Raw genomic sequence first — 23,930 nt, forward strand, 5'->3', positions numbered from 1 at the left:
CTGCTTTTCCCTTGCTGAAAGGCAGCCCAATGAGCAACGCACGCACGGGGGACGCCAAATTCTCCGACGCACCCGCCAGGACCACCATCGCCGCCATCACCGCCGGTGGGGCTGTTCTGGCCCTGTCGGCTACTCTGATGGGGCTGCCGGCCGCTTTCGCAGCAGAACCAGCGCCGGTTGGTCTTGGTACCGCCGGCAGCTACTCCGTTCTCGGTGGACAAGCCGTTAGCAATACCGGTCCAAGCAACTTGAACGCAGACCTTGGCGTAAGCCCCGGTACAGCCATCACGGGCTTTCCGCCAGGAATTGTGGGCGGATCCATCAATGCCGGCAACGCTGAGGCGGCACAGGCCCAATCGGACCTGGTTATTGCCTACAACGACGCTGCGGGGCGCGCTCCAACCGGTGACGTTGCCGGGGATCTTGTCGGCCAGACTCTCAGCCCCGGCGTCTATAACTCGACAGGGCCACTGGCACTCAGCGGCACGCTAACGCTCGACGGGCAGGGGGATCCCAGCTCGGTCTTTATCTTCCAGGCAGCATCAACCCTTATAACCGCAAGCGCCAGCAACGTCAGCCTCATAGGGGGCGCGCAGGCCTGCAACGTATTCTGGCAGGTCGGTAGTTCCGCCACTTTGGGCACGAACTCTACCTTCACGGGTTCCATCCTTGCCTTGACTTCGATAACCGTCACCACCGGGACAACCGTCGAGGGCAGGGCCTTGGCGCGCAATGGCGCGGTCACCTTGGACAACAACACCTTCGCCTCTGCCGGGTGTGCAGCCGTCCCGACCACTGATGTCCCCACCACTGATGACCCGACGACGGGTGTCCCGACTACTGATGACCCGACAACGGGTGCGCCCACGACGGATGCTCCGACAACGGGTGCGCCCACGACGGATGCTCCGACAACGGGTGCGCCCACGACGGATGCTCCGACCACCAGCGAGACAGCAACGGAGTCAGTTTCAGCCAGCGCAACCGTAGCCGGGGGACTGGGCGGAGGCCTGGGCGGGGGCATGGGAGGGGCAAGCCTGGTTCGGACCGGAATGGAAGCAACGCCGATCGTATTGGGCGCTCTGGCCCTTCTGACCCTTGGCATAGCGGCTTTGGCTGCCACGAAGGTTCGGCGCCGCCACTAACGGTGCACTGGACCCACGTCTACAGCGGAATCTCTTCCAGAATGGTGCGGACGGTGTCCTGGTGCCCCAGGATCCGGAAGTGCCCGGGGACGTCCAGCTTGATGTTCCGCGCACCGGGGAGGATGCTGCCCTCCGGAATGTGGGGATCGAACGGGCCGAACACTGACGTAATGCGGTGGTTAATGCGTTCTTCCCGGGCCAACTGCAGGGTCAGCGCGTTCCGCGGGGAGAAGGCCCGCAGGCTCGGCGCAAGCATGAAACGGGCGTACCGGGATCCCGAGAACGGCGAACAGACCGCCACCATGCGCTCCACCCGCCGCTCGCCGTCGTGCGTCATCATGAGGTATTTACCGATCAGGCCGCCCTTGCTGTGCGCCACGATGGCGGCGTTCATCAAGTCCTGCGCGGCCAGATGCTTGGCCACCAGCGTGGCTGCTGCCGGTATGGCGAGCCGGTTACGCTGCAGCACCGTCACCACGTGCACGGGGTGCCCAGCCTGATGCAGGGCAGTGATCAGGGGCAGCATGAACTGCCAGTTTTCGTACACACCGGGAATCACGACGACGGGACGTCCGGTACCGCTGAGGAAGTCGTTCGGCTGCGTGCGGTCGAAGAAGCTGCGGAGCTGCCGGCCGGTGGCATAGGCGTAATCCTCCGTCCACCACACTGCTTTCTGTACGCTCCGCCGGGCGGTACCACTCACCTCGGGCCCTCCTTGGACGCCACCGCGGGAAGGCCTGCGAACGTCCTGATTACCTCGGCAACCTTTTCCGTGGCCAGGTGCTGCACCACGTGCCCGCTTCCGGGGAACTCGGCAAGCTGGCCGCCCGCCCGCCTTGCAAGCCTGCGGGCCCAGTCCCCCTTGGCCACGGGGTCCCGTTCACCCCTGATCACCAGCACCGGGGCCTTGACGTGCGCTACCCGCTCTTCCATGGGGTAGTCCATCATCACGGGCAGCTCCTTCAGATACCAGCGCGGCCCGCACCGGAAGTAGTCCGAGAAGACGATCCAGTTGGAGCTCCAGGACTCGGAGCCAATGCCGTCGCGCATAAGATCCCAGGCCTGCTTGAGTACGTGCCTCCGCTTCGGATCGACTACTGGCCCCATCAGCACCACGTGGGAGAACAGCTCCGGATCCTTGATGGCCGCCTCCACCCCGAACTGTGTGCCCATGGAGTGGCCGATCACGACGCAGTTTTCCGTGATGTCAAGGTCTGCGATTGCCGCCCGGATAAAGGAGGCGTAGTCCTCAACACTGAGTTGGCGTTTGGGCTTGGGCATGGAGCCGAAGCCGGGGAGATCGATTGAGTAGGTGTCCGCGGACAAGGCCAGAGCGGCGTGCAACCTGGCAAGGTAACGGTGGGAGACGCCGATGCCGTGCACCAGCAGGAAGGTGGGCCCGCCGTCGCGATTTCCGCCGTTGTTTTTGGACGCGTAGATGCGCCCGCGAAGGTCCCCGTACTCGACGTCGGTGACGTCAGGTTGTGCGGAACGGTCCATGGCTTGAGGATATCGCCGCGCCGGCCGGAATTTTCCTGGCCCTGGAACAGGACCAGGTGCCGAGCGCAGGGTGTGGGCGTCTTCATTGATGGACTTCATGGATAGTAAGCTTACTGTCTAAATGGCTGTTGTGAGGCGGGAGCGGGGCTAGGGATGTCTGATGAGTTGGCTTCGGAAGGTTCCGTGCGGAGCGGCGGAGCATCGGCGATCCGGCTGCCGGGGATCCTCTTGGGGATCGGCCTTGGCGGGTTTGTGGATGGCATCGTGCTGCATCAGATCCTGCAATGGCACCACATGCTGAGCAGCGCGGACACCGCCAATATCCCCGTTGGAGCCCATCCCGTGGATACCGTGGAGGGCCTGGAAATGAATACGCTGTGGGACGGCCTCTTCCACTCGTTCACCTGGCTGGCCGTGGTGGTGGGCCTGGCCATGCTGTATTCCCGGGTGGCAAAAGCCCGGGAGAGGGTCTGGGCTTCAAAGGTCCTCTGGGGCTGGGTCCTGGTGGGATGGGGAGCATTCAACCTGATGGAGGGCATCGTGAATCACCATGTCCTGGCCATACACCATGTGACCAGCGGCCCCTGGCAAACGGCCGCCGACCTCCTGTTCCTGCTCTTCGGCGCCATCCTGGTAGTGGCAGGCTGGCTGCTCCAACGTTCCGGTGCCGTGGGGTCTGCTGGACGTGTTGCCGGGGCGGCGCGGCAGGACACCTAGGATAAAAGGGATGACCACCCAGCGCGCAGCCCCTCCCTTTAGCCTCCGGGGTATTGCCGTTCCCGCTTTCGGTCCCAGCCTGCTGTTCAGTCTGGGGGAGGGGGCCGTACTCCCGGTGGTGGCCTTAACCGCCCGGGACCTCGGCGCCTCTGTAGCTGCAGCCGCGCTTATCGTCACGCTGATCGGCCTCGGATCCTGGTTCTCCAACCTGCCGGCCTCCCTGATTACCCTGAAGTTCGGCGAGAAATGGTCCATCGTGGGCGCCGGCGCAGCGGGAGCGCTGGCACTGACCGCCGCAGGGCTCTCCCTGCTGGTCCCCGATGGAGTCTGGCTGCTCGCAGCGTCGATGGTCGTCGTCGGGATGGCCTCAAGCGTTTTCAGCCTGGCCCGGCAGAAGTACCTTACGGAAGCTGTGCCGGTTAGGTTCAGGGCGCGGGCCTTGTCCACGCTTGGGGGAGTCAGCAGGATCGGGATCTTCCTGGGGCCTTTTATCGGCGCGGGTGTGATGCAGTTAGCCGGAATCAGCGGCGCCTACTGGGTAGGGGTGGCCGCCATGTTGGCTGCTGCCGTCATTGCCCTGACCATCCAGGAACTGGCACCGCCGGACACAGCTGGTTCGCAGATCGGACCGGAGCCAACCCTCCGCAGCGTTGGCGCCTCCCATGCAGGCGTGTTCCTCACTGTTGGCTTCGGGATCCTGCTGCTCAACGCCCTGCGAGCCTCCCGCCAGGTGGTGATCCCGCTTTGGGCCGACCACCTGGGGATGGATGCCACCCAGGCCTCGCTGATCTACGGGTTGTCCGGCGCAGTGGACATGCTGGTGTTCTATCCGGCAGGCAAACTGATGGACCGCAAAGGCAGGCTCTGGGTGGCGCTTCCTGCCACGGTCATCATGGGAGTTGCCCTGATGCTCATTCCGCTGACGTCCGGATTCGTGGGGCTCATGCTCGTCGGCATGCTGGTGGGATTCGGCAACGGCATCAGCTCGGGCCTCAACATGACCCTGGGAGCGGACTTCTCGCCTGAGCACGGCCGCGGGCAGTTCCTTGGCCTGTGGCGCTTCATCGCCGATGCCGGTTCCACGGGAGGGCCTGTGCTGCTCTCAGCCGTCACTGCGCTTACGTCGTTGGGTGTGGGAGTGCGGGCAACCGGGCTGCTGGGTTTCGCCGCGGCCACCGTCTTCGCAGTGACCATTCCCCGGCTCAGGCACCGCCGGAACTACTAGCGCGCCGGGCTGCCCGGTTTGGGTCTGTTCCCGGACGGCCAGGAGGCGTACTCTCTGGGTATTGAGAGCCGTCGTCCGGTAATTCCGGGTGACGGCTAATGGTGGAACCGGCCGCGGGTTGGCCGAGTTTACTGGGGACTCAACTACTCATCTGCGTCCTGTTCCCGAACATTGGAACAGTCGATTCTTTGTGTGCAGAAATCGGAGTAGAGAATGTTGAGAAGGAAAATGACCCTAGTGCTGGGGGCAGTCGTTGCCCTCCTGGCGGCCGGACTCACCCCTGGTATTGCAACCGCAGCCAGTGACGCCGCAGGAACCGCCGAAACGAGGCAACTCGCCGCGGGACTGCGTCAGGCAACAGCCCAGTATCACAACATTGACGCAGCCTTTGCTGACGGTTACGTCCAGGTGACGCCCTGCATCCCGGGTATGGGGATTCACCTTGGGCAGCAGGAGCGGATCGACGGCGTCATCGATCCGTTGGCGCCAGAGCTGCTGGTGTACATGGCTAACTCTCAAGGGAAATACAAGCTGGTAGCCATGGAGTACCTCGGCTTTGCGCCGACGGCTCCCTCAGTGGGCGGCGTCGAGTTTGATGCGGGCCCGTTCCCTGGTTCCTGGGCTCTGCATACGTGGGTCTGGATGCATAACCCGGACGGAATGTTTGCTCCGACGAACCCGAACGCGATCTGCCCCGCCACGTAACCTGACTGGTCCAGCACTGACCCAACTGAGTACCAGTAGGTGACATTCTGAGCGCTCAGAATGACATCTACTGCTACTCAGTTGGGCGTTTGGGTGCTGGCGAGGCGTGGCTCTGAACGAAGCGAGAGGCGGGCCTACCGCCGAGGCGCGTGCCGCCGTCGTACTGCATACCCGAAAAGCCAAACTCCAGCGAGGGTGGCCAGATACCCGGCGATCACAATGAGAGACACGCCAGCCCAAAAGTAGCTGACGGTGCTTCCTGCCTGTTCCGCTCCCGGCCCGATCATCAGCAGGGAGTAGGCGGCCACTCCCGCAGATGCCAGACACGTCAGCACTGGGAGGACCACCCACAGCCGCAAGGATCCCAGGTGCCGTCCGTAGCCGTCCCACACGTTCCACGCCGGCCCGGTCCGAATCACCAGCCAGCCCGCCGGAAACATAAAGACCCCCACCACCAGGAACGCCGCAACCACGTCCGCGGGGCGGTGCCACTGGTTAATCAGAGTGGAAACGCCGCTCGCGACGGCGAAGCTGCCGCCCAGGAATGCCGCCAGCGGACGCCAGCGCGGGGAGGCCATGATGAAAACCGCGGCCGCTGCTGATGCTGCCAGGGTGGTGTGCCCGGACGGGAGTGAATTCAGGTCAAGGGTGGTCACACCGCGGAAGGGCCTGACGGGAACCATCTCCTTGATGACCTGCGTGGCAAGGTTGGCGGCCACGCACGCTGTCACGGTGATACCGGCGGCCACCCACCGCCGTCGGATAACGCACACGAAAATGACCACAATGACGGCCATTACCAGGGAGAGGGTAGGAAGCCAGTCCAGTAACTGCGTAGCCGCCTTACCTGCAGGTCCGTGGATGGCCACCGCCTCAACCAAGGCGGACTCGTCGATATACTGGCCCGTGGTGGTGCGGACAAAGAAGTAGTAGGTCCCGGCAACGCCGGCGGCGCAGGCCAGTGTGGCCAGCAGGAAAAGGAATCCGGAAGCGAAACCGCCTCGGCTGTAGCTGCTGTCTGTGTTGCTGCCCCCGGGGTGGCGCCGTGTGGCTGCTTCGTCGGGTCCGGCAGCCTCAGGCTCAGCGCCTGAGGACGCTTGAGTGCTAAAGGGCTGGCCGCTGTGTGTCATCCTTTCCAGATTGCCACAAAACCCTGCAAACTGCCTGAAGGTAGAGTGGCGCTGTGCCCGAGTCCCCAGCCGCCTCCCTCCCGAATTACCGCGGACTCCCGCCCTGGGAGGAAGTCCGCGACGGCGCGCGCGTCGTCAGCCTGCCCATGCGCGTGAAGTTCCGCGGGATCCTGCACCGGGAGGCTCTCCTACTCCGGGGTCCCACTGGCTGGGGTGAGTTTGGTCCCTTTCCCGAATACGCCGACGTCGAAGCCTCGCGCTGGCTTGCCGCAGCCATTGAGGCCGGCTGGTACGGTTTCCCCGAGCCGCTTCGGGACAGCATTCCGGTCAACGCCACCGTGCCGGCAGTCCATGCCAGCCAGGTATCTGAGGTGCTGGCGCGCTTCGGCCGTGTGGACGCCGTCAAGATCAAGGTGGCAGAGCGCGGGCAGCCACTGACAGACGACGTCGAACGGGTCAACGCCGTCCGCGCAGCCCTCCCCGACGCAGCCATCCGCGTGGATGCAAACGGCGGCTGGGATGTGGATGAGGCCGTTCACGCGCTCACCCGGCTCGCCGACGTCAGGCTTGAGTACGCGGAGCAGCCGGTTCCGGACATCGCCGGCCTAGCGGAAGTCCGCCGCCGTCTTCGAGCAGCCGGAACCCCTGTACTGATCGCAGCTGACGAGAGCGTGCGCAAGGAAGAGGACCCGCTGAAAGTTGCCCGGGCCGGAGCCGCCGACCTGATTGTTGTGAAAGTGGCGCCGCTCGCTGGAGTGCGGCGTGCCCTGGAAATCGTGGGGCAGGCAGGACTTCCCGCCGTCGTAAGTTCCGCTTTGGATACGTCGGTGGGCATCAGGGCCGGGCTGGCGCTCGCCGCAGCGCTCCCGGACCTGCCCTATGCCTGCGGCCTGGGTACGGTGTCGCTGCTCGCCGGCGACGTCATGCATGATTCCCTGGTGCCCGACGACGGCGCCATCCGGCTCCGTGAGGTAGTTGCCGATCCCGGACTGCTGGCTGAGTTCGCTGCGCCGCCCGATCGTGTGGCCTGGTGGATGGAGAGGCTGCGGCGGGTTTACGGCCACCTTCAGTTCACCGAAGCTTCACCCGGTGGTCCTCCAGGCTTCGCACCACGCTGACAGGGTGGGGGGGACCGCATCTCACCCCCTGGAAGGTCCCCATGCCTGAAATCTCCACCCCGGATACTGCCCGGCGCAAATTCCCGTTTCTTCCCATGCTCGGCCACACCAAAGGAAAGCGCAGCCCCGTCACCTGCGCCCTGAAATGCGATAACGCCTGTTCCGGTGAAGTCTGCAACACCAGCTCCAACTCCTACTTCCGGGACATCGCCTCCGCCACCATGTCCCGCCGCGCCGCCCTTGGGTTCGGCGCCGCCGGTGCCCTCGCCGTCGCGCTTGGTGGCTCCTTGAGTTCGGCAGAAACCGCAGTAGCCGACGGCGGTCCGGGCCTCGCGCCCGCAGCCAAAAAGGGCCTTCATTCCCGGCTCCAGTTCACCGCCATTGCTCCCGTTGACGCCGCCGTTGATGCCGTCACCGTCCCCGAAGGTTTCACATGGAAGCCGGTCATCCGCTGGGGCGATCCGCTCTTCAGCGACGCACCCGCTTTTGACGTGTCGAACCAGACGGCTGCAGCCCAGAAGCGCCAGTTCGGCTACAACAACGACTACACGGACATCCTGGAAATTCCCGGCAGCAAGGGCCGCCGGGCTGTACTCTTCGCGAACCACGAGTACACCAACGACGCCATCATGTTCCCGCCCAGCATGCCTGCCGACCAGGTGCGGGCCGTTGGTCAAGCCGCCCACGGCCTGTCCGTGGTGGAGCTCGAACGCAAGAACGCCCGCAAACCGTGGACCTACGTTCAGGGCGCCAAGCTCAACCGCCGCTACCTGAACGAGACTGTCTATGAACTCACCGGCCCGGCCGCCGGTTCGGAGTTCGTCAAGACCGTTGCCGACCCGTCCGGTAAGGCCATCAAGGGCACGCTGGGCAACTGCGCCGGCGGCACCACGCCCTGGGGCACCATTCTCTCCGGGGAAGAGAACTTCAACGGCTACTTCGCTGCGGCAGGCACTTCCGCCTCTGACAAGCGGTACGGCCTGACGTCGTCGTCCACTGCCAGGGGCTGGGAGCTGGACGATCCTCGCTTCGATACCCGCAACGCCGGGTACGCCAACGAGTCCAACCGCTTCGGCTGGATCGTGGAGGTGGATCCGTTCGACCCGACGTCCACCCCCAAGAAGCACTCCTCGCTGGGTCGCTTCAAGCACGAGGGCGCCAACGTGATCGTGGCCGACTCCGGGCATGTGGTGGCTTATTCCGGGGACGACGAGCGCTTCGACTACCTGTACAAGTTCGTCTCCCGCGACAAGTACATTGAAGGCGACCGCGCCCACAACATGACGCTGCTCTCCGCGGGCAACCTGTACGTCGCCAAGTTCACGGGCAACTCGCCGCTGGCCGAAATCGACGGTTCCGGCACCGTTCCTGCTGACGGGGAGTTTGACGGGACCGGGCAGTGGCTGCCGCTGGTGGTTGACGGCGCATCAGCGGTTGCGGGGATGACCGTGGCCGAAGTCCTGGTGTACACCCGCCTCGCCGCGGACAAGGTTGGCCCCACCAAGATGGACCGGTGCGAAGACGTGGAGCCCAACCCGTTCACGGGCAAGGTATACGTCGCGTGCACCAACAACTCCGACCGCGGCAAGGCCGGCAAGGAAGGCGCCACCGAGGTCAACCCGCGCAACCTGAACCGTGACGGCCACATTGTGGAGATCACCGAGAGCGGCGACCAGACTGCCACCAACTTCAACTGGAACCTGCTGATGGTCTGCGGCGACCCGGCCCAGGGCGACGTCACGTACTTCAGTGGCTTCCCCGCGGATAAGGTCTCCCCGATTTCCTGCCCGGACAACCTGGCGTTCGACTCGGTCGGAAACCTCTGGATCTCCACCGACGGCGCCCCCTCGGGTATCGGTAAGGCTGACGGTCTGTTCAAGGTCACCCTGGAAGGAGCCGAGCGTGGCCGGGTGGAGCAGTTCTTGGCCGTACCGCAGGACGCCGAGACCTGCGGCCCCATCATTCACGATGCCGAGCGCAACGTGTTTGTCTCGGTTCAGCACCCGGGCGAAGACGGCACCTTTGACGCGCCCCGGTCGCTGTTCCCGGACTACGTCGCTGCCGGGGCCACTCCTGCGCCTGGCCAGGCCGCGGCTCCCCGTCCGTCCGTGATCCAGGTTTTCCGCACCGAGGACTGACCCTCCCTCACCTTTCGCCGGTTTTTTGGGGATCCTCCCTCACGTTTCGCCGGTTTTTTGGAAACCCTCCCTCACCTTCCGCCGCACACATGGCGAAAGGTGAGGGAGGGTTTTGGGTTTAGGGGCGAAAGGTGAGGGAGCGCTGCTTTTGGCGCCGACTGATATTTTGACAGGGTGAACAGCCCAGCCGACCTGCTAGTCCCCAGAGTCCAGACCGCCATTGCCCAAGCCTTCGGTGAAGATTTCAGCCAGATAGATCCGGTGATCAGGCCCTCGCAATTCGCTGACATCCAGATCAACGCAGCCATGGCCTTGGCCAAGAAAGTGGGACTTCAGCCTCGGGAGGTTGCAGCGCGGATCGTAGAGGCTCTGGAGGTGAACGGCATCTGCACGTCGGCGGAAATCTCGGGTCCCGGCTTTATCAACCTCACTTTCGATGGCACTGGATAGAGGAACTCCTCAACAAGACGAGTCAGCCCAACGGCGAGCCGCCGACGGTACGGCAGCGCGTCGTCGTCGACTACTCCTCCCCAAACGTCGCCAAAGAAATGCACGTTGGACACCTGCGAACCACCGTGGTGGGCGACAGCCTGGTTCGCGTTCTTGAGGCTCTTGGGCACACGGTGATCCGGCAGAACCACATCGGCGACTGGGGGACGCCGTTCGGCATGCTCATTGAGCACTGGCTGGAGGTTGGCGAGGGATCGCAGGAGGCCGCGCTGCTGGTGGATGACCCCAGCGCGTTCTACCAGGCGGCCCGGGCAAAGTTCGATGCTTCTGCCAATGATGAGGACGGTTTTGCCGCAAGGGCGCGACGGCGGGTGGTGGCGCTTCAGAGCGGTGACCAGGAGACGTTTGAGGTGTGGAAGCGGCTGGTGGCTCAGTCGAAACTGTACTTCAACGCCATCTACGCCAAGCTCGGCGTGAGCCTGACTGACGACCATATTGCCGGCGAAAGCTCCTATGATGCTGATTTAGCGCGGCTGTGCCAGGAGCTTGAGGACCTCGGAATTGCCAGGGTCAGTGACGGCGCACTCTGCACTTTCCCGGCAGGCTTCAGGGGACGGGACGGCGAGCCGTTGCCGCTCATCATCCGCAAGTCCGACGGCGGTTACGGTTACGGAACCACCGACCTCGCCACCATCCGCTACCGTGTGCGGGAGCTTCAGGCCGACCGGGTGCTTTACGTCGTGGGTGCCCCGCAGAACGTGCATTTGCGAATGGTGATGGCGACGGCTCGTGAGGCTGGCTGGCTGCCGGAAACTGTCGAGGCTTTACATGTGCAGATCGGAAACGTCCTGGGGGAGGACGGAAAGATTCTGCGGACACGCTCCGGTGCCCCCGTGAAGCTCATGGCGTTGCTGGATGAAGCTGTGGACAGGGCTCGCGCTGTTGTTGACCTCAGCCGTCCGGATCTGACGCCTGAAGAACGCGAGCTGACGGCCCGGAAGGTAGGAATCGGCGCCGTGAAGTATGCAGACCTCTCCGTGGGGCACGATACCGAGTACGTCTTCGACTTTGACCGGATGCTCGCCCTCAACGGGAACACCGGCCCTTACGTTCAATATGCGGCAGCCAGAATCCGCTCGATCCTGCGGAAGGCCGGGGCGCTCGACGGCGGGGTCGGGGGTGCGGGTTCCCTAGGTGGGGGTTCTTTGGGTGCGGGAGCAGCCGGTGCGGGGATCCCCGTCGCGGGCATCGCCGTCGTCGAACCGGCGGAGCGGGCGCTTGCGCTGCATCTTCTTGAATACGGGAGCACCCTCCGCAAGGTAGGCGAATTGCTGGAACCGCACCGGCTTTGCGCGTATCTGTTTGAGCTGGCCCAGCTGTTCACCACCTTCTACGATCAGTGTCCGGTTTTGAAGGCTGGGGAGTCTGTTCGTGAATCCCGGCTGGCCCTGTGCGGACTTGTCCTCCACAGGCTCATTGACGGGTTGGATCTGCTGGGCATCGAGACGCCGGAGAACATGTAGCCGGCCTTTGCCTGACTGGGACCCTCCCTCAGCTTTCGCAGAAATTCCTTAGACGCTCCCTCACCTCCTGCAGCCGGACGTGCGAAAGGTGAGGGAGGGTTGCCTGAAAAGGGGCGAAAGGTGAGGGAGGGTTTGAAGGGTGGCAGACTGGTTCGGTGACTTCTGAGAACACCGGGCCGGCCCGGAACATCCTGACCTCGCTCGCGGCGGCCCGGATTGCTGTTGCGTCGCTGGTAGAGGGTGGGGTGCGCTACATTGTGGTGGCGCCAGGTTCGCGCTCGGCTCCAATGGCCTATGCCCTGGCCGAAGCGGATGCGGCCGGTCTGGTTGAACTGCTGGTCCGGATCGACGAGCGAAGTGCAGGCTTCACAGCCCTTGGGCTCGCCCTCTCCACCGGGGCGCCCGCCGCGGTGCTGACGACGTCCGGAACCGCCGTCGGAAATCTGCTCCCTTCCGTGATGGAGGCGAACCACGCCGCAGTCCCGCTGGTGGTCATTTCCGCTGACAGGCCAGCGGAACTGCGGGGGACCGGAGCCAACCAGACCACCATCCAGCTGGACCTTTTCGGAGAGCATGTGCGTTTCGCTGCCGACGTCCCCGCGGGTGAAAATCCCCAGCGCGCCGTGGAAACTGCCCTGAGCGCGGCCACCGGGGCGTTCGACGACGTCGCCCCCGGTCCCGTTCAGCTCAACCTCGCCTTCCGGGACCCGCTGGTGCCCGCAGAGGGGGAGGGTCTGCCCGTTAGCCCGGACCGCCGCCACTACTCCTTTGGACGAACTCCGGAAGCCCTGGTCCTTCCGCCCGCACCCACAGAGCTTCCGGAACGCAGAACCGTGGTCCTTGCGGGGCACGACGCCGGTCCCGTCGCCGAAGCCTTCGCGCGCGCCCACGGGCTGCCCCTGCTCGCCGAGCCTTCCTCCAACTCCCGGTTCGGGCCAAACGCAGTGGGACCTTACCGCTTGCTGCTCGAACACTTCGGACCGGACTCCCCGCTACCCCTCGAGCGTGTCGTGGTCTTTGGCAGGCCCACGCTGTCCCGGCCTGTTGCCTCATTGCTGGCCCGACGGGACGTTCCCAGCGCGCTTTATCAACCGGTGGCTGTGGCCTGGTATGAGTCAGGGCGCCGGCGCGAAACACCCATCGACAACCTCACGGACCTGGCGGAATTCTCGGGACGTGGCTCGTCCGTGTGGCTGGACGCGTGGCTGCTTTCGGGGGCTTCGGCCCAGCACGCTTTGGACGACATCCTTTCGTCCTCAGATGCTGCGACCGGCCCGTCTGTTGGTGCCTTGGTTTGGAAGCACTCCCGCGGACAGTTGGTGCTTGGCTCCTCTAACGGCATCCGTGACGTCGACCTCGCTGGCCAACCGGGCCCGGAGCCGCTGGCCACCGTTTTCGCAAACAGAGGCCTGGCCGGAATCGACGGGACAATCTCCACGGCCACTGGCATTGCGTGGGGAGGGCGGCAGGAAACGACTCTTCTCGTTGGGGATGTCACCTTCCTGCACGACGCCGGCGGCCTCCTCCTTGGTTTTGGCGAACCTGACCCGCTGTTGCGGATCGTGGTGCTGAACGACGGCGGCGGAGCCATCTTCGACCTCCTTGAGCACGGCTCTGTCCGGGCGGCCGGACAGTACGGAGACGTCGTCGAGCGCCTCTTCGGCACCCCGCACACAGTGGACATCTCCGCGCTTGCGGCAGCGTACGGCGTCGAACACTGCTCGGTAACGACGACGGCGGGACTCGCCGAGGCTCTATCTTCGCGGCCGGACGGACGGCGCCAGGTCATCGAGGTGCGCACGGACCGCGCAGGGCTCCGCGCCCTACACGCGCGGATCAAGGCCGCGGTGGCTGCTGCCGTGGCGGGTGTGCTCGCCCCCTAGCCGGGGGTTTGCTGAAAAACCGCTGCGCTATCGGACATCCGCTGCCTTGGTCTGGGGCGCGGTTGTCCAAATTGGTCGCGCCCAGGCACCGGGCAGTTATCCACATCGCGAGGACAGCTGGTTACACAGCGACCAGTTTGTAGCCAGCATCGGGGGATGGAGCCTTCTCAGCTGATCTTAGCCAGCCGCTATTCGCTGCTGGGCCACGATGTTCGGAGCCTGGCGCGACAGGCGAAAGCTGGTGAGCTGCGCAGGATCAGGCAAGGCGTTTATGTCCGCGCCGTCGAATGGGATGTGCTCAAAAGCTGGGAGAGGTATCCGCTCCTGATTCATGCGGCGGCAGCTACCTTGCAAAGCAACACAGTGTTCTGCCGTCAGTCGTCAGCTGCAATTTGGGGCATTCCGCTGCTTGGTTGCCAGACGCTCGTGCATGCCTGTACGTTCGACGGCGCCGGCGGACGTTCGAGGGCAGGTGTCCGGCGGCATTATGTGCAGAGGGCGGACCTGCGGAGCGAGGAGGTTTCCGGATTACTGGTCACTGATCGCATCCGAACGTCCTTGGATCTTGCGGCTTACGAATCGTTTGGGCAGGCCATGGTAGTTCTCGACCACATATTGAAGCCAGACAAAACGCGCCCATTGGCGGCCCTAAGCAGGGACGAACTTGAGAAGGCATTGGAGCCCAGCAGCCAAGGTTCCAACGGGTCAGCTGTATACAGTGGGGCTGCTGTCCGCCGGATCAGGGCAGCCCTCGCCTTTGCCGATCCGGCCTCAGGCTCTCCGGGGGAATCTCTCAGCCGCGCCTTCATGCATCAGCTGGGTTTTCAGGTGCCGCTGCTTCAAACAGTGGTGCGGGACGCCACCGGCTTCGTGGCATATTGTGACTTCGAATGGCCAGGGGCGGGACTCGTTGGTGAGTTCGATGGCCTGGTCAAATACCGGAAGGCAGAGTATCTGAGCGGGCGGACTCCCTCCGAAACCGTCATTGACGAGAAACGCCGAGAGGACAGGATCCGCGCTACAGGCCGCCGGGTCATCCGCTGGACCTGGGCGGAACTTGCCGATTCCCACAGATTTTCTGCTTTTCTGGCGTCAGCAGGAGTCCCGAGGGTGGTGCCACCGTCGCGACGACCGTGAACGCTAGGGCCTCCCGCGCCGAATTCCGCACCGTTTCTGGACGGACGCCGCGAAATAGGACAGCCGCTACCTGGATCCAAGTAGCGGCTGTCCGAAATCGCAGCGGTGATCAGAAGCGGAGGGAAGGCTAGGAGAGATCGATGTGCGTCGGATCGAGGACCCGGCGCAGGAACTCCTTGGTGCGGTCCTGGGTGGGGGCGCTGATGACCTGTTCGGCCGAGCCCTCCTCCACCACAACGCCGCCGTCCATGAACACCACCCGGTCCGCCACTTCGCGGGCGAAGCCCATCTCGTGCGTCACCACCAGCATGGTCATGCCCTCCTTGGCGAGGTTGCGCATGACGGACAGGACGTCGCCCACGGTCTCGGGGTCCAAAGCGGAGGTGGGCTCGTCGAACAGCATCAGCTCCGGATCCATGCTCAGCGCCCGGGCAATCGCCACGCGCTGCTGCTGGCCGCCGGAAAGCTGGTCCGGGTACCGGTCTGCCAAGTGCCCCAGACCCACGCGGTCCAGGTTGGCCTGCGCCACTTTGTCGGCCTCGGCCTGGGAGCGCTTGAGCACTTTGGTCTGCGCTACGGTGCAGTTCTGCAGCGCGTTCAGGTGCGGGAACAGGTTGAACTGCTGGAACACCATCCCCACTTTGCGCCGCATCCGGTCAATGTCCACGTCGGGGTGGGTGGCCTCGAAGCCGCCCACATGGACCGTGCCCTCGTTGGGCTGCTCGAGGAGGTTCACGCAGCGCAGCAGGGTGGATTTACCGGATCCGGAGGGTCCGATCAGGCACACCACTTCACCCGGCGCCACGTCCAGGTTGATGCCCTTGAGTACTTCGTTGGAGCCGTAGGACTTGCGGAGACCCGTGAGGGAAACACCGGCTGCCTGTACGTGCCCGGCTTTCGGTGAGGAATTTACGACGTCGTTCATGACTGTCCTGCCTATCGCTTCGTCCGCGCGGAGCGGCTTTCGAACTTCCGGGCCAACAGGCTCAGCGGGATGGTGATCACCAGGTAGAGTGCGCCGGCAACCAGGAGCGGGGTCAGCCCTGCACCCAGGCTTGAGATACCATCGCGGCCGAACTTGGTCAGTTCATACTGCGAAGCGGTGAGGCCCAGGACGTAAATCAGTGAGGAGTCCTTGGTGAGCAGAATGACTTCGTTGGTCAGCGGCGGCAGCACGATCTTGAACGCCTGCGGAATGACGATGGTGACCATTGCCCGCCACTGCGGCATACCGAGGGACCGGGCGGCTTCGAGCTGCCCCTTGGGAACAGCCTGCAGGCCGGCCCTCAGCGTTTCGGCAATGTAGGCCGAAGCCACCATTCCGAGGGACACCATGACCACAATGTTCACGTGCCACACCACCCCGAATGCCATGGGAACGCCGTAGCCGAAGGCAATGAAGACCAGCAGCGCAGGGATGCCGCGGAAGAACTCGATGTAGCCTGTGGCGATCCAACGGTAGAGCGGGAAGCTGGAGAGTTTCATGAGGGCCAGGAGCAGGCCGCCGGAGAGGCCCACGATGAAGCCGAGAAAAGTGTAAACAAGGGTGTTCTTCAGGCCGGCCAGGAAGATGTCCGGGAACATCGGGCCGATCTTGCCAAAGTTGAAGACACTGGCGCCGATGGTCTCCCAGTCCGTGGCCAGGATCAGTGCGGCCACGACCACAATAAAGATCCCTGCTTGGACGTTCAGGCTGACTCTGGCTCGTTGAGTTGCGGTCATTGCCATGATGTACTCACATTCATTTTTGCGCAGTCTTGAGGACCCCGTGCCGCCCTTGGTCTTAGGACTGCTTTCAGGACGGTACGGGGCCTCAGCTGCTTAGGTCTCAGGGGCTGAGGTGCCGGCTACTTGGCGGCGTCGCCGAACCAGGTGGTCTGGAACTTCTTCAGGCTGCCGTCATCCGTCAGGCGCTTCAGGGTTGCGTTGACCTTCTCGGCCATGGCGGTGTTGCCCTTCTTGATGGAAATACCCAGCTGCTCGCCCGTGGAGTAGTCCTCAACGGACTTGAGCTTGGAGTCGTCCTTGATGGCGAAGCCCAGAACGGACTGGTTTCCCAAGGCCGCGTCGATGGTGCCGGCCTGGAGAGCCTGGACCAGGAGTCCGGTGTCTTCGAACTGCTGGGCATCGATGCCCTTTTCCTTGGCGTAATCGGCGCCGGTGGTGGCCTGCTGGACACCCACCTTCTTGCCCTTGGCGTCATCGAGGTTCTTGACGCCGGAGTCCTGGGAGGCGACCAGCGAGAGGTCGTCGTCCATGTACGGCGTGGAGAAGTCCATGACCGACTTGCGGGTATCGGTGATGGAAATCGAGGAGATGGAGACGTCGCACTGGCTCAGAGCGGTGCCGGTCTCGATGGCCTCGAAGGAGCTGTCCACCACACTGAGTTCAGCGTTGAGGTCCTTGGCGACCTCGGCAGCGATGTCCATGTCGAAGCCGACAATCTTGCCGTCCTTCTGGAACTCGAAAGGCTCGTAGGGGACATCCGAGCAGACGGTCAGTTTGCCCGACTCGATGAGCTGGATTCCGTCCTTTGCGGCCGGGGTGGCGCCGCTGTTGCCACCGCAGGCAGTGAGGGTGAGTGCTCCGATGGCGAGGACTGAGGCTGCCTTGACGGCGAGTTTTGCCGTGGCAGGGGACTTCGGCTGCATAGTTTTTCTTACCTTTTGTTGCGGGGGATGTGTTCTGAGACGGCTAATAGTGTATCTGCTGCAAGAGAGATGTGCGTCACAGGAAACTTTGTTTCACTATTGGATAACTATTGGACCCCAAAAAACAAGACTCTTTTCGGGATACTCGTCTTGGATACCGGACTGCAGGGCAGAAGCCGCAGTCAGCTGCTGATGCCCAGGGACTCCAGCATCGGGCGGAATTTGGCCCACGTTTCCGCAAGCTCCGCCTCCGGTTGGGAACCTTCAACGATCCCGCAACCCGCGTAGAGGCGGACCGTATCCGGAGCTTCGATCACAGCACCACGAAGGGCGATGCCCCACTCGCCGTTCCCTGCAGCGTCGAGCCAGCCCACGGGTCCCGCGTAGGGTCCGCGGTCCATGTGCTCGAGCTTCCGGATCAGGGCTCCTGCCACGAGGGTTGGGGTTCCGCAGACAGCTGCGGTGGGGTGGAGCGCATTGATGAGGGCAAGGCACGTGGGCACGTGGCCCTCCACCTCAGTGAGCTCGGCCTTCACGTCTGAGGCCAAGTGCCACACATTGGGCAACTCGAGGATAAAGGGTTCGCTGTGGGCGTTCATGGCTTCCGAGAAAGGTGCCAGCTGCTTGGTCAACGACTGGATGGCGATCTCGTGCTCATGCCGCTGCTTCTCCGAACCGGCCAGCACCCGCTCAGCAAACGCCAGGGGCGAGCCTTCCATGCCATCGGCATCGCGCCGGTCCAGCGTCCCTGCCAGAACACGGGCCTGTGCAGTGCGGCCCTCCACCTGGATGAGCATTTCCGGTGTGGATCCAACCAGGCCGTCCACCCCGTAGGTCCAGCATTCGCGGTACCTGATGGCCAGTTGTCGAAGGATCTCAGCGGCGTTGACACCTTCGGGCAGGGTAGCCACGATGTCCCGGGCCAGCACCAATTTTTCGAGCTTGCCGGTCCGTACTTCAGCCACTCCCGCGGCCACTGCGGCCATCCAATCGTGCTCGCTGAGGGATCCGGTTTCGAGTTTTGTTTGGGGCACGACGGCGGCACCCGGCACTGCGGGCACCCCACCAACGGGCACCCCACCAACAAGCGCCTCCCCGCCAGAAGCCTCGTCCCGCGCTTCCTCAGACCCTTCAAGCCACCCCTTCAGCGCGGCGAGGGCGCCCGCTTCGGTGAGCTCGACGTCGTCGAACGTTAACTGCGTGAGCCAAGCCCTGCCGTCCCGGACGCCCACCACAATCTCGGGCACAATCAACCTGGAACGGTGCGTGGACAGCTTGGAGAAGGCGAATGAGCCGAAGGCTACCGGGCCTGTGCCGGGGCACTCAACGAGGTCCGTGACGTCGGCCTCAAGCACCAGATGGCGCCACCAGATGTCGGCCTCCAAGAAGCGGTCCGGGCCGGTTGCGCTGAAGCGGGTGAGCTCCCCGAAACCCACGAGACCTGCTTCGCGCCGGGTCCAGCAGAGGACGTCGTCCCGCGTCAGAAATGACGGCAGCCCCCGTTGCGCTGATCCTGCATCGAGGGGGACTGTTAAAGTACGGAACGTGCTCGTCATGATGGGTCAAGAGTACTGGAAAGTACTGGGGTCCTTGGGTACTTTAGGGTATCGCCATCTTACGCCGCACCCGCGCGTGGTTCGTGGGCCTGCCTAACATTTGAGACAATGGCATGGTGAACCGAGCATCCTTGGATAAGCGTCCGGACGAAGTAGCCACGATGTTTGACGACGTCGCCCCCAAATACGACGTCGTCAATGATGTCCTCTCGATGGGGCAGACCCGCCGTTGGCGCAAAGTGGTGGTGGAGGCCATTGATGCCACCCCGGGCCAGCGGGTGCTGGACCTGGCTGCCGGAACCGGAACATCAAGCGAGCCCTACGCCGACGCCGGCATTGACGTTGTGGCGTGCGATTTCTCCCTCGGGATGCTCAAGGTAGGCAAGCGCCGCCGCCCGGATATCGACTTCATTGCCGGTGATGCCACCCGCCTCCCTTTCGCGGATAACTCCTTCGACGCTTCCACCATTTCCTTCGGCCTGCGCAACGTCAACGAGCCCAAGAAGGCGCTGGCCGAGATGCTGCGCGTCACCAAGCCCGGCGGCAAGCTGGTCATTGCCGAGTTCTCACAGCCAGTGGTTCCGCTGTGGCGCACCATGTACACCGAGTACCTCATGCGGGCGCTCCCGGCCATCGCCGTCAAGGTGTCCTCCAACCCGGACGCCTACGTGTACCTGGCAGAATCCATCCGCGCCTGGCCGGACCAGGACCACCTCGCCGCCTGGCTCCAAGAGGCTGGCTGGGAAACGGTCACCTACCGCAACCTCAGCGGTGGAATCGTGGCAGTGCACCGTGCCCACAAACCGCTTGAACCAACGCCCGACGGCGGTGCTGCCGCCATCGCTGCCCACACCGGCCCGGTTGCCAAACTGCGACGCAACATTTCGCGCAGCACGCGCTAGCTCTCTGTGAAAGTACTGATAGTAGGCGCAGGCCCTGCCGGATCCACCGCCGCGTATTACCTTGCCCAGGCCGGCATCGAGGTCACAGTGCTGGAGAAAACCAGCTTCCCGCGCGAAAAGGTTTGCGGCGACGGCCTGACTCCCCGGGCTGTCAGGGAGATCCAGAAACTCGGCCTGCCGCACCTGGAAGAGGACGGCTGGCGCCGGAACAAGGGGTTGCGGCTCCTCGCCGGCGGACGCAGTATCGAGCTGCCCTGGCCTGAAGTTTCTGATTTTCCGCAGTACGGACTGATCCGCACCCGCCTCGGTTTCGACGAAGAACTGGCCCGTCATGCCCAGGCTGCCGGCGCCGTCGTCCTTGAGCGTCACAGCGTCACCGAAACGCTTCGCGCCGAAGACGGCCGTGTCATCGGCGCCCGCGCCGCGATCCTGGACGAGTCCGGGCGGAAGACGGGGGAGTCGCGTGACTTTACTGCCGACGTCGTACTGGCCGCTGACGGCAACTCAACCCGCACCGCCGTGTCCCTCGGGATCCAGAAACGCGATGATCGCCCCCTTGGTGTCGCCGTCCGCACCTACTTCACCTCGCCCCGCACCAACGACGACTGGATGGAAGGCTGGCTTGAGCTTCCCGGCCGTGACGGCAAACTGCTGCCCGGTTACGGCTGGGTGTTCGGCGTCGGCGATGGCACATCCAATGTAGGCCTCGGAATCCTGAACTCATCCAAGGAATTCGGCAAGCTGGACTACAAGCAGGTGCTCCGCGAGTGGACCGCCGGTATGCCTGCCGAGTGGGGCTTCACGCCGGAAAACCAGGTGGGGGAGATCCGCGGCGCAGCGCTGCCCATGGGCTTCAACCGCACGCCGCACTACTCGCCGGGACTCCTGCTGCTGGGCGACGCGGGCGGGATGGTGTCCCCGTTCAACGGTGAGGGCATCTCCTACGCGATGGAGTCGGCCCGCTTCGCCGCCGAGTTCATCATTTCCGCCGGTTCAGCGCACGACGCCGACACCCACCTTGCGGGGTACGCGGACTATGTTCGCGGCCAGTGGGGATCGCACTTCACACTGGGCAGGGCTTTTGCCGCGCTGATCGGCAAACCGGCCATTATGAAGCTCGCACTGCGGACCGGTATGCCTATCCCCGTGCTGATGCGGTTCGTCGTACGCCTGCTGGCCAACCTCACCGATCCGGCCGCCAAAGGGTTTGAGGACAAGGTGATCCGCGTGCTTGAAGCGCTGGTCCCGGCAACCTCCAACACCTCAAGCGCTCCCTTAGCCACCAAACAGCGGTTTCCGCAACAAAAAGTTAGGGTTAACCCGTGACCAACTCTGCAGACCAAAGCTGGACGCATGCCGGACACGGCCTGCCGGGCTCTGAACCCGATCTAAATACCACCGCCATTGCCACGGGCCTCCAGCTGCCCGCCGGCTTCGCGGCCATCGCCGAGGACCCTGAATTGGGCCCGGCGATCACCACAAACCTGGCACGGGTAGAAAAGAAGCTCCGCGAGGCCATCGCCAATTCCGATCCCCTCGCCGACGCAACGTCGCGTCACCTGGTGGAAGCCGGTGGCAAGCGGATCCGGCCCCTGCTCACGCTGCTCTGCGCCCATCTAGGTGACGCTTCACTGCCCGCGGTGGTTCAGGCCGCCGTCGTAGTGGAGCTGACCCACCTCGCTACGCTGTACCACGACGACGTCATGGACTCAGCGCCCTTCCGCCGCGGAGCTCCCACGGCCCATGAGGTCTGGGGTAACTCGGTGGCTGTCCTCACCGGCGACCTCATCTTTGCCCGTGCTTCAATTCTGGTTTCGGAGCTGGGCTCCCGCGCGCTGGGAATCCAGGCACGGACCTTCGAGCGGCTTTGCCTGGGCCAGCTTCACGAGACCGTGGGTCCGCGTCCGGACGAGGACCCCATTGAGCACTACCTCTCGGTCATCTCGGACAAGACTGGTTCCCTGGTAGCCGCGTCCGGCCAGCTCGGTGCCATCTTCGCCGGTGCCGATGACGCCTACGAAGACGTGCTCGTGGAATACGGCGAAAAAGTTGGTGTGGCTTTCCAGCTCGCGGACGACGTCATCGATGTCACCGGCATCAAGGTGAAGTCCGGGAAGTCCCCCGGTACCGATCTGCGCGAAGGCGTGCCTACTCTGCCTGTTTTGCTGCTGCGTGAAGCTGCTTCGGCTGGTGACCAGTCGGCGGTGGAGCTCCTTGACCTGATCGACGGCGACCTGTCCTCCGATTCCGCCCTGGCTGAGGCAGTTGCGGGCCTCCGCGAACACCCCGTCACGGCTGAATCCTGGATCGTGGCGCGCCGTTGGGCTGATGAGGCAATTGCCGCGCTCGCTCCGTTGCCTGAAGGTGTGGTCAAGACGTCGCTGAGCAACTTCGCTTTGGCTGTGGTGGACCGCAGCAGCTAGCCTGTTTGGCTCTTGGTTCTCTTGGCCTTTTCCGGGCTTTGTGCGCCGGAGCTTTGTGCCAGCCGTGCTTTTGGCTGCCCGTGATTGTGCCTGCGGATTTTTGTGGATGCTTCGGATTGTGATGCCACGCATTTAACGGAACAGCCCCGGTCCCTTGCGCAACGTTCGTCATCCGTTGCGCTGAACCGGGGCCATTTCTCCGTTCGCATCAGATCCACCGGAGGCAATTAGTGGATCCGTGAATGAGTCTATGACAGATATGTCATGTTGGCTAACCAAGATGTAAATGGCGTGTCACATTTCCATACACCCTTCATCCTGCCGTCCTGACCCGATATGGTTGCCCCGTTGCAGCGACGCGCCGTCCTGGCAGCGTGTCCCTGGACGTGCTGGCTGAAACAGGGTCAGGACGGCAACACTTTTCATCCACATACGCCTCCTGGCTTGTGTCTACCTGGACGCAGACTCGCAACGATTGCCTCATGGACCCTGATCAATTTCTGTGGACACGAGGCGGCGTGGCACGAGCCGCGGATCTAAGGAGGGCGGGGTTTAGCCGGCCGCAACTCTCTGCGTGGGTCCGTAGCGGGATGCTGATCCGTCCAGTGCGTGGCGTCTATGCCACTGCGGGGGGCCGATAAAGACGTGTTGTCTGCTTACCGGGAAAACGGGTTGCTGACCTGTATTTCCGCGGCCAGGTTTTATGGGCTGTGGGTTCTCCACCGAGCGGATGTCCTGCATCTTAGCTGTGGCAATGGAGTGCCTCGTCTTGGTGTGGTGGACCACGCAGCCTGTGTTTTCCCAGGCTATCCAGGCCTTCCTGTGGCTGGTCTGGCGGATGTGGTTGCTTCTGCCTCGAGCAGACTCGCTGCTGGAAGTCCTGGCGCACCCGCACTTTGTCCGGGCGGGGTTCCGGGTACGCATGCACGTGGTGTTGGAAGGCGTGGGTGAGGTCGATTGCCTGGTTGATGACTGCCTGGTGGTCGAGCTGGACGGTTCTACCCACTTCGAGCCGCGGCAGGTCAAGAAGGATCAGCGCCGCAATAACGCCAGCATGCTGGGTGGCTATCTGGTGCTGCGCTACTACTATGACGACGTCGTACATGCGCCTGAAGCGATGGTGGCAGAGATTCGAGCCGTGCTGTGGCAGAGGAAGCTAGGGACCTTCGCGCCGTCGTGACCCTCTTTGGTGGCGCACGGCCGACGACACGCCCGGTTCACGGCGTGGCGCGGGGGATAAACCGGCAAACAAGGTCAGGAAAGACAAAGGGCGGGCACAGAGCAGCCCAGAGAAGCTCAGTCCTCGTCGTTGAAAGCCCACTCGAACATGTCAAAGACGAACTCAGAGAAGGTACCCTCTTCGCTCTTCCATTGGCCCCGGGCATTGTTGCGCCGCCACACAATGGGATCGGGGACGTTGAGATCGCCTACGCGGAATCCCCAGGTGAACTGCTCTTCCTCGTCCTCAAGGAACATCAGGAAGCCTTCATCATCCACTTCCAGTTCCTCAGGGTCCCAGAAGTAGTGGTAGGCCTCCATGAGATCCTCGCAGCCGCCCACAGCTTCGTAAAACTCGCGGAGCACCAGCGGGACTGTAAATTGGTGGTCTGCCAGGGCTTTGTCGAGCTCCTCCTGGGACAGCCCATCCTCTTCCTGCCATTCGTCTTCGAGATACTTCGGAACGAGCGCGCGGAACTTCTCGAGGAACATGTCAGTCATGGCTCTTA

At 63.6% G+C, this 23,930-nt stretch carries 21 protein-coding genes and 1 pseudogene; 14 read left to right on the top strand and 8 right to left on the bottom strand.

Annotated features, from left to right (window positions below; translation table 11 throughout):
- Window positions 1–29: 29 nt before the first annotated feature.
- A complete protein-coding gene (locus tag M1E02_RS04990; protein ID WP_479377049.1) occupies window positions 30–1,145 on the top strand; it encodes an ice-binding family protein in 1,116 nt (371 codons plus the stop codon).
- A gap of 19 nt (window positions 1,146–1,164) precedes the next feature.
- Here the strand turns inward: M1E02_RS04990 and M1E02_RS04995 are convergent, their stop codons facing one another.
- Window positions 1,165–1,848 carry an esterase/lipase family protein gene (locus M1E02_RS04995; protein ID WP_479377050.1) on the bottom strand — a complete coding sequence of 228 codons (684 nt, stop codon included), beginning with the start codon at window positions 1,846–1,848 and terminating at the stop codon, window positions 1,165–1,167.
- Window positions 1,845–2,645: an alpha/beta fold hydrolase gene (locus M1E02_RS05000; protein WP_479377051.1), complete on the bottom strand. Its 801-nt coding sequence runs from the start codon at window positions 2,643–2,645 to the stop codon at window positions 1,845–1,847. The genes M1E02_RS04995 and M1E02_RS05000 overlap by 4 nt, the downstream gene beginning before the upstream one ends.
- Window positions 2,646–2,798: 153 nt before the next feature.
- On the opposite strand from M1E02_RS05000, the gene M1E02_RS05005 reads away from it, so the two are divergent.
- The 3 genes from M1E02_RS05005 (at window position 2,799) to M1E02_RS05015 (ending at window position 5,292) form a co-directional block, all read left to right on the top strand.
- Window positions 2,799–3,362 carry a DUF2243 domain-containing protein gene (locus M1E02_RS05005; protein ID WP_479377052.1) on the top strand — a complete coding sequence of 188 codons (564 nt, stop codon included), beginning with the start codon at window positions 2,799–2,801 and terminating at the stop codon, window positions 3,360–3,362.
- Between the two features lie 10 nt (window positions 3,363–3,372).
- On the top strand, window positions 3,373–4,587 hold the full coding sequence (locus M1E02_RS05010; RefSeq protein ID WP_479377053.1) for an MFS transporter: 1,215 nt from the start codon (window positions 3,373–3,375) through the stop codon (window positions 4,585–4,587).
- 228 nt (window positions 4,588–4,815) lie between these two features.
- Complete coding sequence (locus M1E02_RS05015) at window positions 4,816–5,292, top strand: hypothetical protein (protein ID WP_479377054.1); 477 nt, start codon at window positions 4,816–4,818, stop codon at window positions 5,290–5,292.
- A gap of 134 nt (window positions 5,293–5,426) precedes the next feature.
- On the opposite strand, the gene M1E02_RS05020 is transcribed toward M1E02_RS05015, so the two are convergent.
- A complete protein-coding gene (locus M1E02_RS05020) occupies window positions 5,427–6,422 on the bottom strand; it encodes a phosphatase PAP2 family protein (protein WP_479377055.1) in 996 nt (331 codons plus the stop codon).
- A gap of 146 nt (window positions 6,423–6,568) precedes the next feature.
- Here M1E02_RS05020 and M1E02_RS05025 point away from each other — a divergent pair, with 146 nt between their 5' ends.
- The 5 genes and pseudogenes from M1E02_RS05025 (at window position 6,569) to M1E02_RS05045 (ending at window position 14,671) form a co-directional block, all read left to right on the top strand.
- On the top strand, window positions 6,569–7,540 hold the full coding sequence (locus M1E02_RS05025) for an o-succinylbenzoate synthase (protein WP_479378068.1): 972 nt from the start codon (window positions 6,569–6,571) through the stop codon (window positions 7,538–7,540).
- Between the two features lie 41 nt (window positions 7,541–7,581).
- On the top strand, window positions 7,582–9,678 hold the full coding sequence (locus M1E02_RS05030) for a PhoX family protein (protein ID WP_479377056.1): 2,097 nt from the start codon (window positions 7,582–7,584) through the stop codon (window positions 9,676–9,678).
- 174 nt (window positions 9,679–9,852) lie between these two features.
- Window positions 9,853–11,651: pseudogene (gene argS / locus M1E02_RS05035) on the top strand (arginine--tRNA ligase).
- A gap of 155 nt (window positions 11,652–11,806) precedes the next feature.
- Entirely contained in the window at window positions 11,807–13,534 is a 1,728-nt protein-coding gene (gene menD / locus M1E02_RS05040; protein ID WP_479377057.1) for a 2-succinyl-5-enolpyruvyl-6-hydroxy-3-cyclohexene-1-carboxylic-acid synthase, read from the top strand.
- Window positions 13,535–13,690: 156 nt separating this feature from the next.
- Window positions 13,691–14,671: a hypothetical protein gene (locus tag M1E02_RS05045; RefSeq protein WP_479377058.1), complete on the top strand. Its 981-nt coding sequence runs from the start codon at window positions 13,691–13,693 to the stop codon at window positions 14,669–14,671.
- A gap of 127 nt (window positions 14,672–14,798) precedes the next feature.
- Here the strand turns inward: M1E02_RS05045 and M1E02_RS05050 are convergent, their stop codons facing one another.
- The 4 genes from M1E02_RS05050 to M1E02_RS05065 all read right to left on the bottom strand — a co-directional run bounded on the left by M1E02_RS05050 (window position 14,799) and on the right by M1E02_RS05065 (window position 18,878).
- Window positions 14,799–15,596, bottom strand: coding sequence for an amino acid ABC transporter ATP-binding protein (locus tag M1E02_RS05050; RefSeq protein WP_479377059.1), 798 nt, complete (start codon window positions 15,594–15,596; stop codon window positions 14,799–14,801).
- Window positions 15,597–15,607: 11 nt separating this feature from the next.
- Window positions 15,608–16,399, bottom strand: a complete 792-nt coding sequence (locus tag M1E02_RS05055) for an amino acid ABC transporter permease (RefSeq protein WP_479377060.1) — start codon at window positions 16,397–16,399, stop codon at window positions 15,608–15,610.
- Window positions 16,400–16,518: 119 nt separating this feature from the next.
- Window positions 16,519–17,322, bottom strand: a complete 804-nt coding sequence (locus M1E02_RS05060; protein WP_479377061.1) for an ABC transporter substrate-binding protein — start codon at window positions 17,320–17,322, stop codon at window positions 16,519–16,521.
- A 182-nt stretch (window positions 17,323–17,504) separates the two neighbouring features.
- A complete protein-coding gene (locus tag M1E02_RS05065) occupies window positions 17,505–18,878 on the bottom strand; it encodes an isochorismate synthase (RefSeq protein WP_479377062.1) in 1,374 nt (457 codons plus the stop codon).
- 116 nt (window positions 18,879–18,994) lie between these two features.
- Between M1E02_RS05065 and M1E02_RS05070 the strand changes: the two genes are divergently transcribed.
- The 5 genes from M1E02_RS05070 (at window position 18,995) to M1E02_RS05090 (ending at window position 23,383) form a co-directional block, all read left to right on the top strand.
- Complete coding sequence (locus M1E02_RS05070; RefSeq protein WP_479378069.1) at window positions 18,995–19,780, top strand: demethylmenaquinone methyltransferase; 786 nt, start codon at window positions 18,995–18,997, stop codon at window positions 19,778–19,780.
- Window positions 19,781–19,786: 6 nt separating this feature from the next.
- Window positions 19,787–21,106, top strand: a complete 1,320-nt coding sequence (locus M1E02_RS05075) for a geranylgeranyl reductase family protein (protein WP_479377063.1) — start codon at window positions 19,787–19,789, stop codon at window positions 21,104–21,106.
- The gene (locus tag M1E02_RS05080; protein ID WP_479377064.1) at window positions 21,103–22,203 is read left to right on the top strand and encodes a polyprenyl synthetase family protein; all 1,101 of its coding nucleotides are present in this window, start codon (window positions 21,103–21,105) and stop codon (window positions 22,201–22,203) included. The genes M1E02_RS05075 and M1E02_RS05080 overlap by 4 nt, the downstream gene beginning before the upstream one ends.
- A gap of 482 nt (window positions 22,204–22,685) precedes the next feature.
- The gene (locus tag M1E02_RS05085; RefSeq protein ID WP_479377065.1) at window positions 22,686–22,844 is read left to right on the top strand and encodes a type IV toxin-antitoxin system AbiEi family antitoxin domain-containing protein; all 159 of its coding nucleotides are present in this window, start codon (window positions 22,686–22,688) and stop codon (window positions 22,842–22,844) included.
- 113 nt (window positions 22,845–22,957) lie between these two features.
- Complete coding sequence (locus M1E02_RS05090) at window positions 22,958–23,383, top strand: endonuclease domain-containing protein (protein WP_479377066.1); 426 nt, start codon at window positions 22,958–22,960, stop codon at window positions 23,381–23,383.
- Between the two features lie 116 nt (window positions 23,384–23,499).
- Here the strand turns inward: M1E02_RS05090 and M1E02_RS05095 are convergent, their stop codons facing one another.
- On the bottom strand, window positions 23,500–23,922 hold the full coding sequence (locus M1E02_RS05095) for a hypothetical protein (protein WP_247042083.1): 423 nt from the start codon (window positions 23,920–23,922) through the stop codon (window positions 23,500–23,502).
- Between the last annotated feature and the right edge of the window lie 8 nt (window positions 23,923–23,930).

This window comes from Arthrobacter sp. Z5-13, assembly GCF_056499105.1.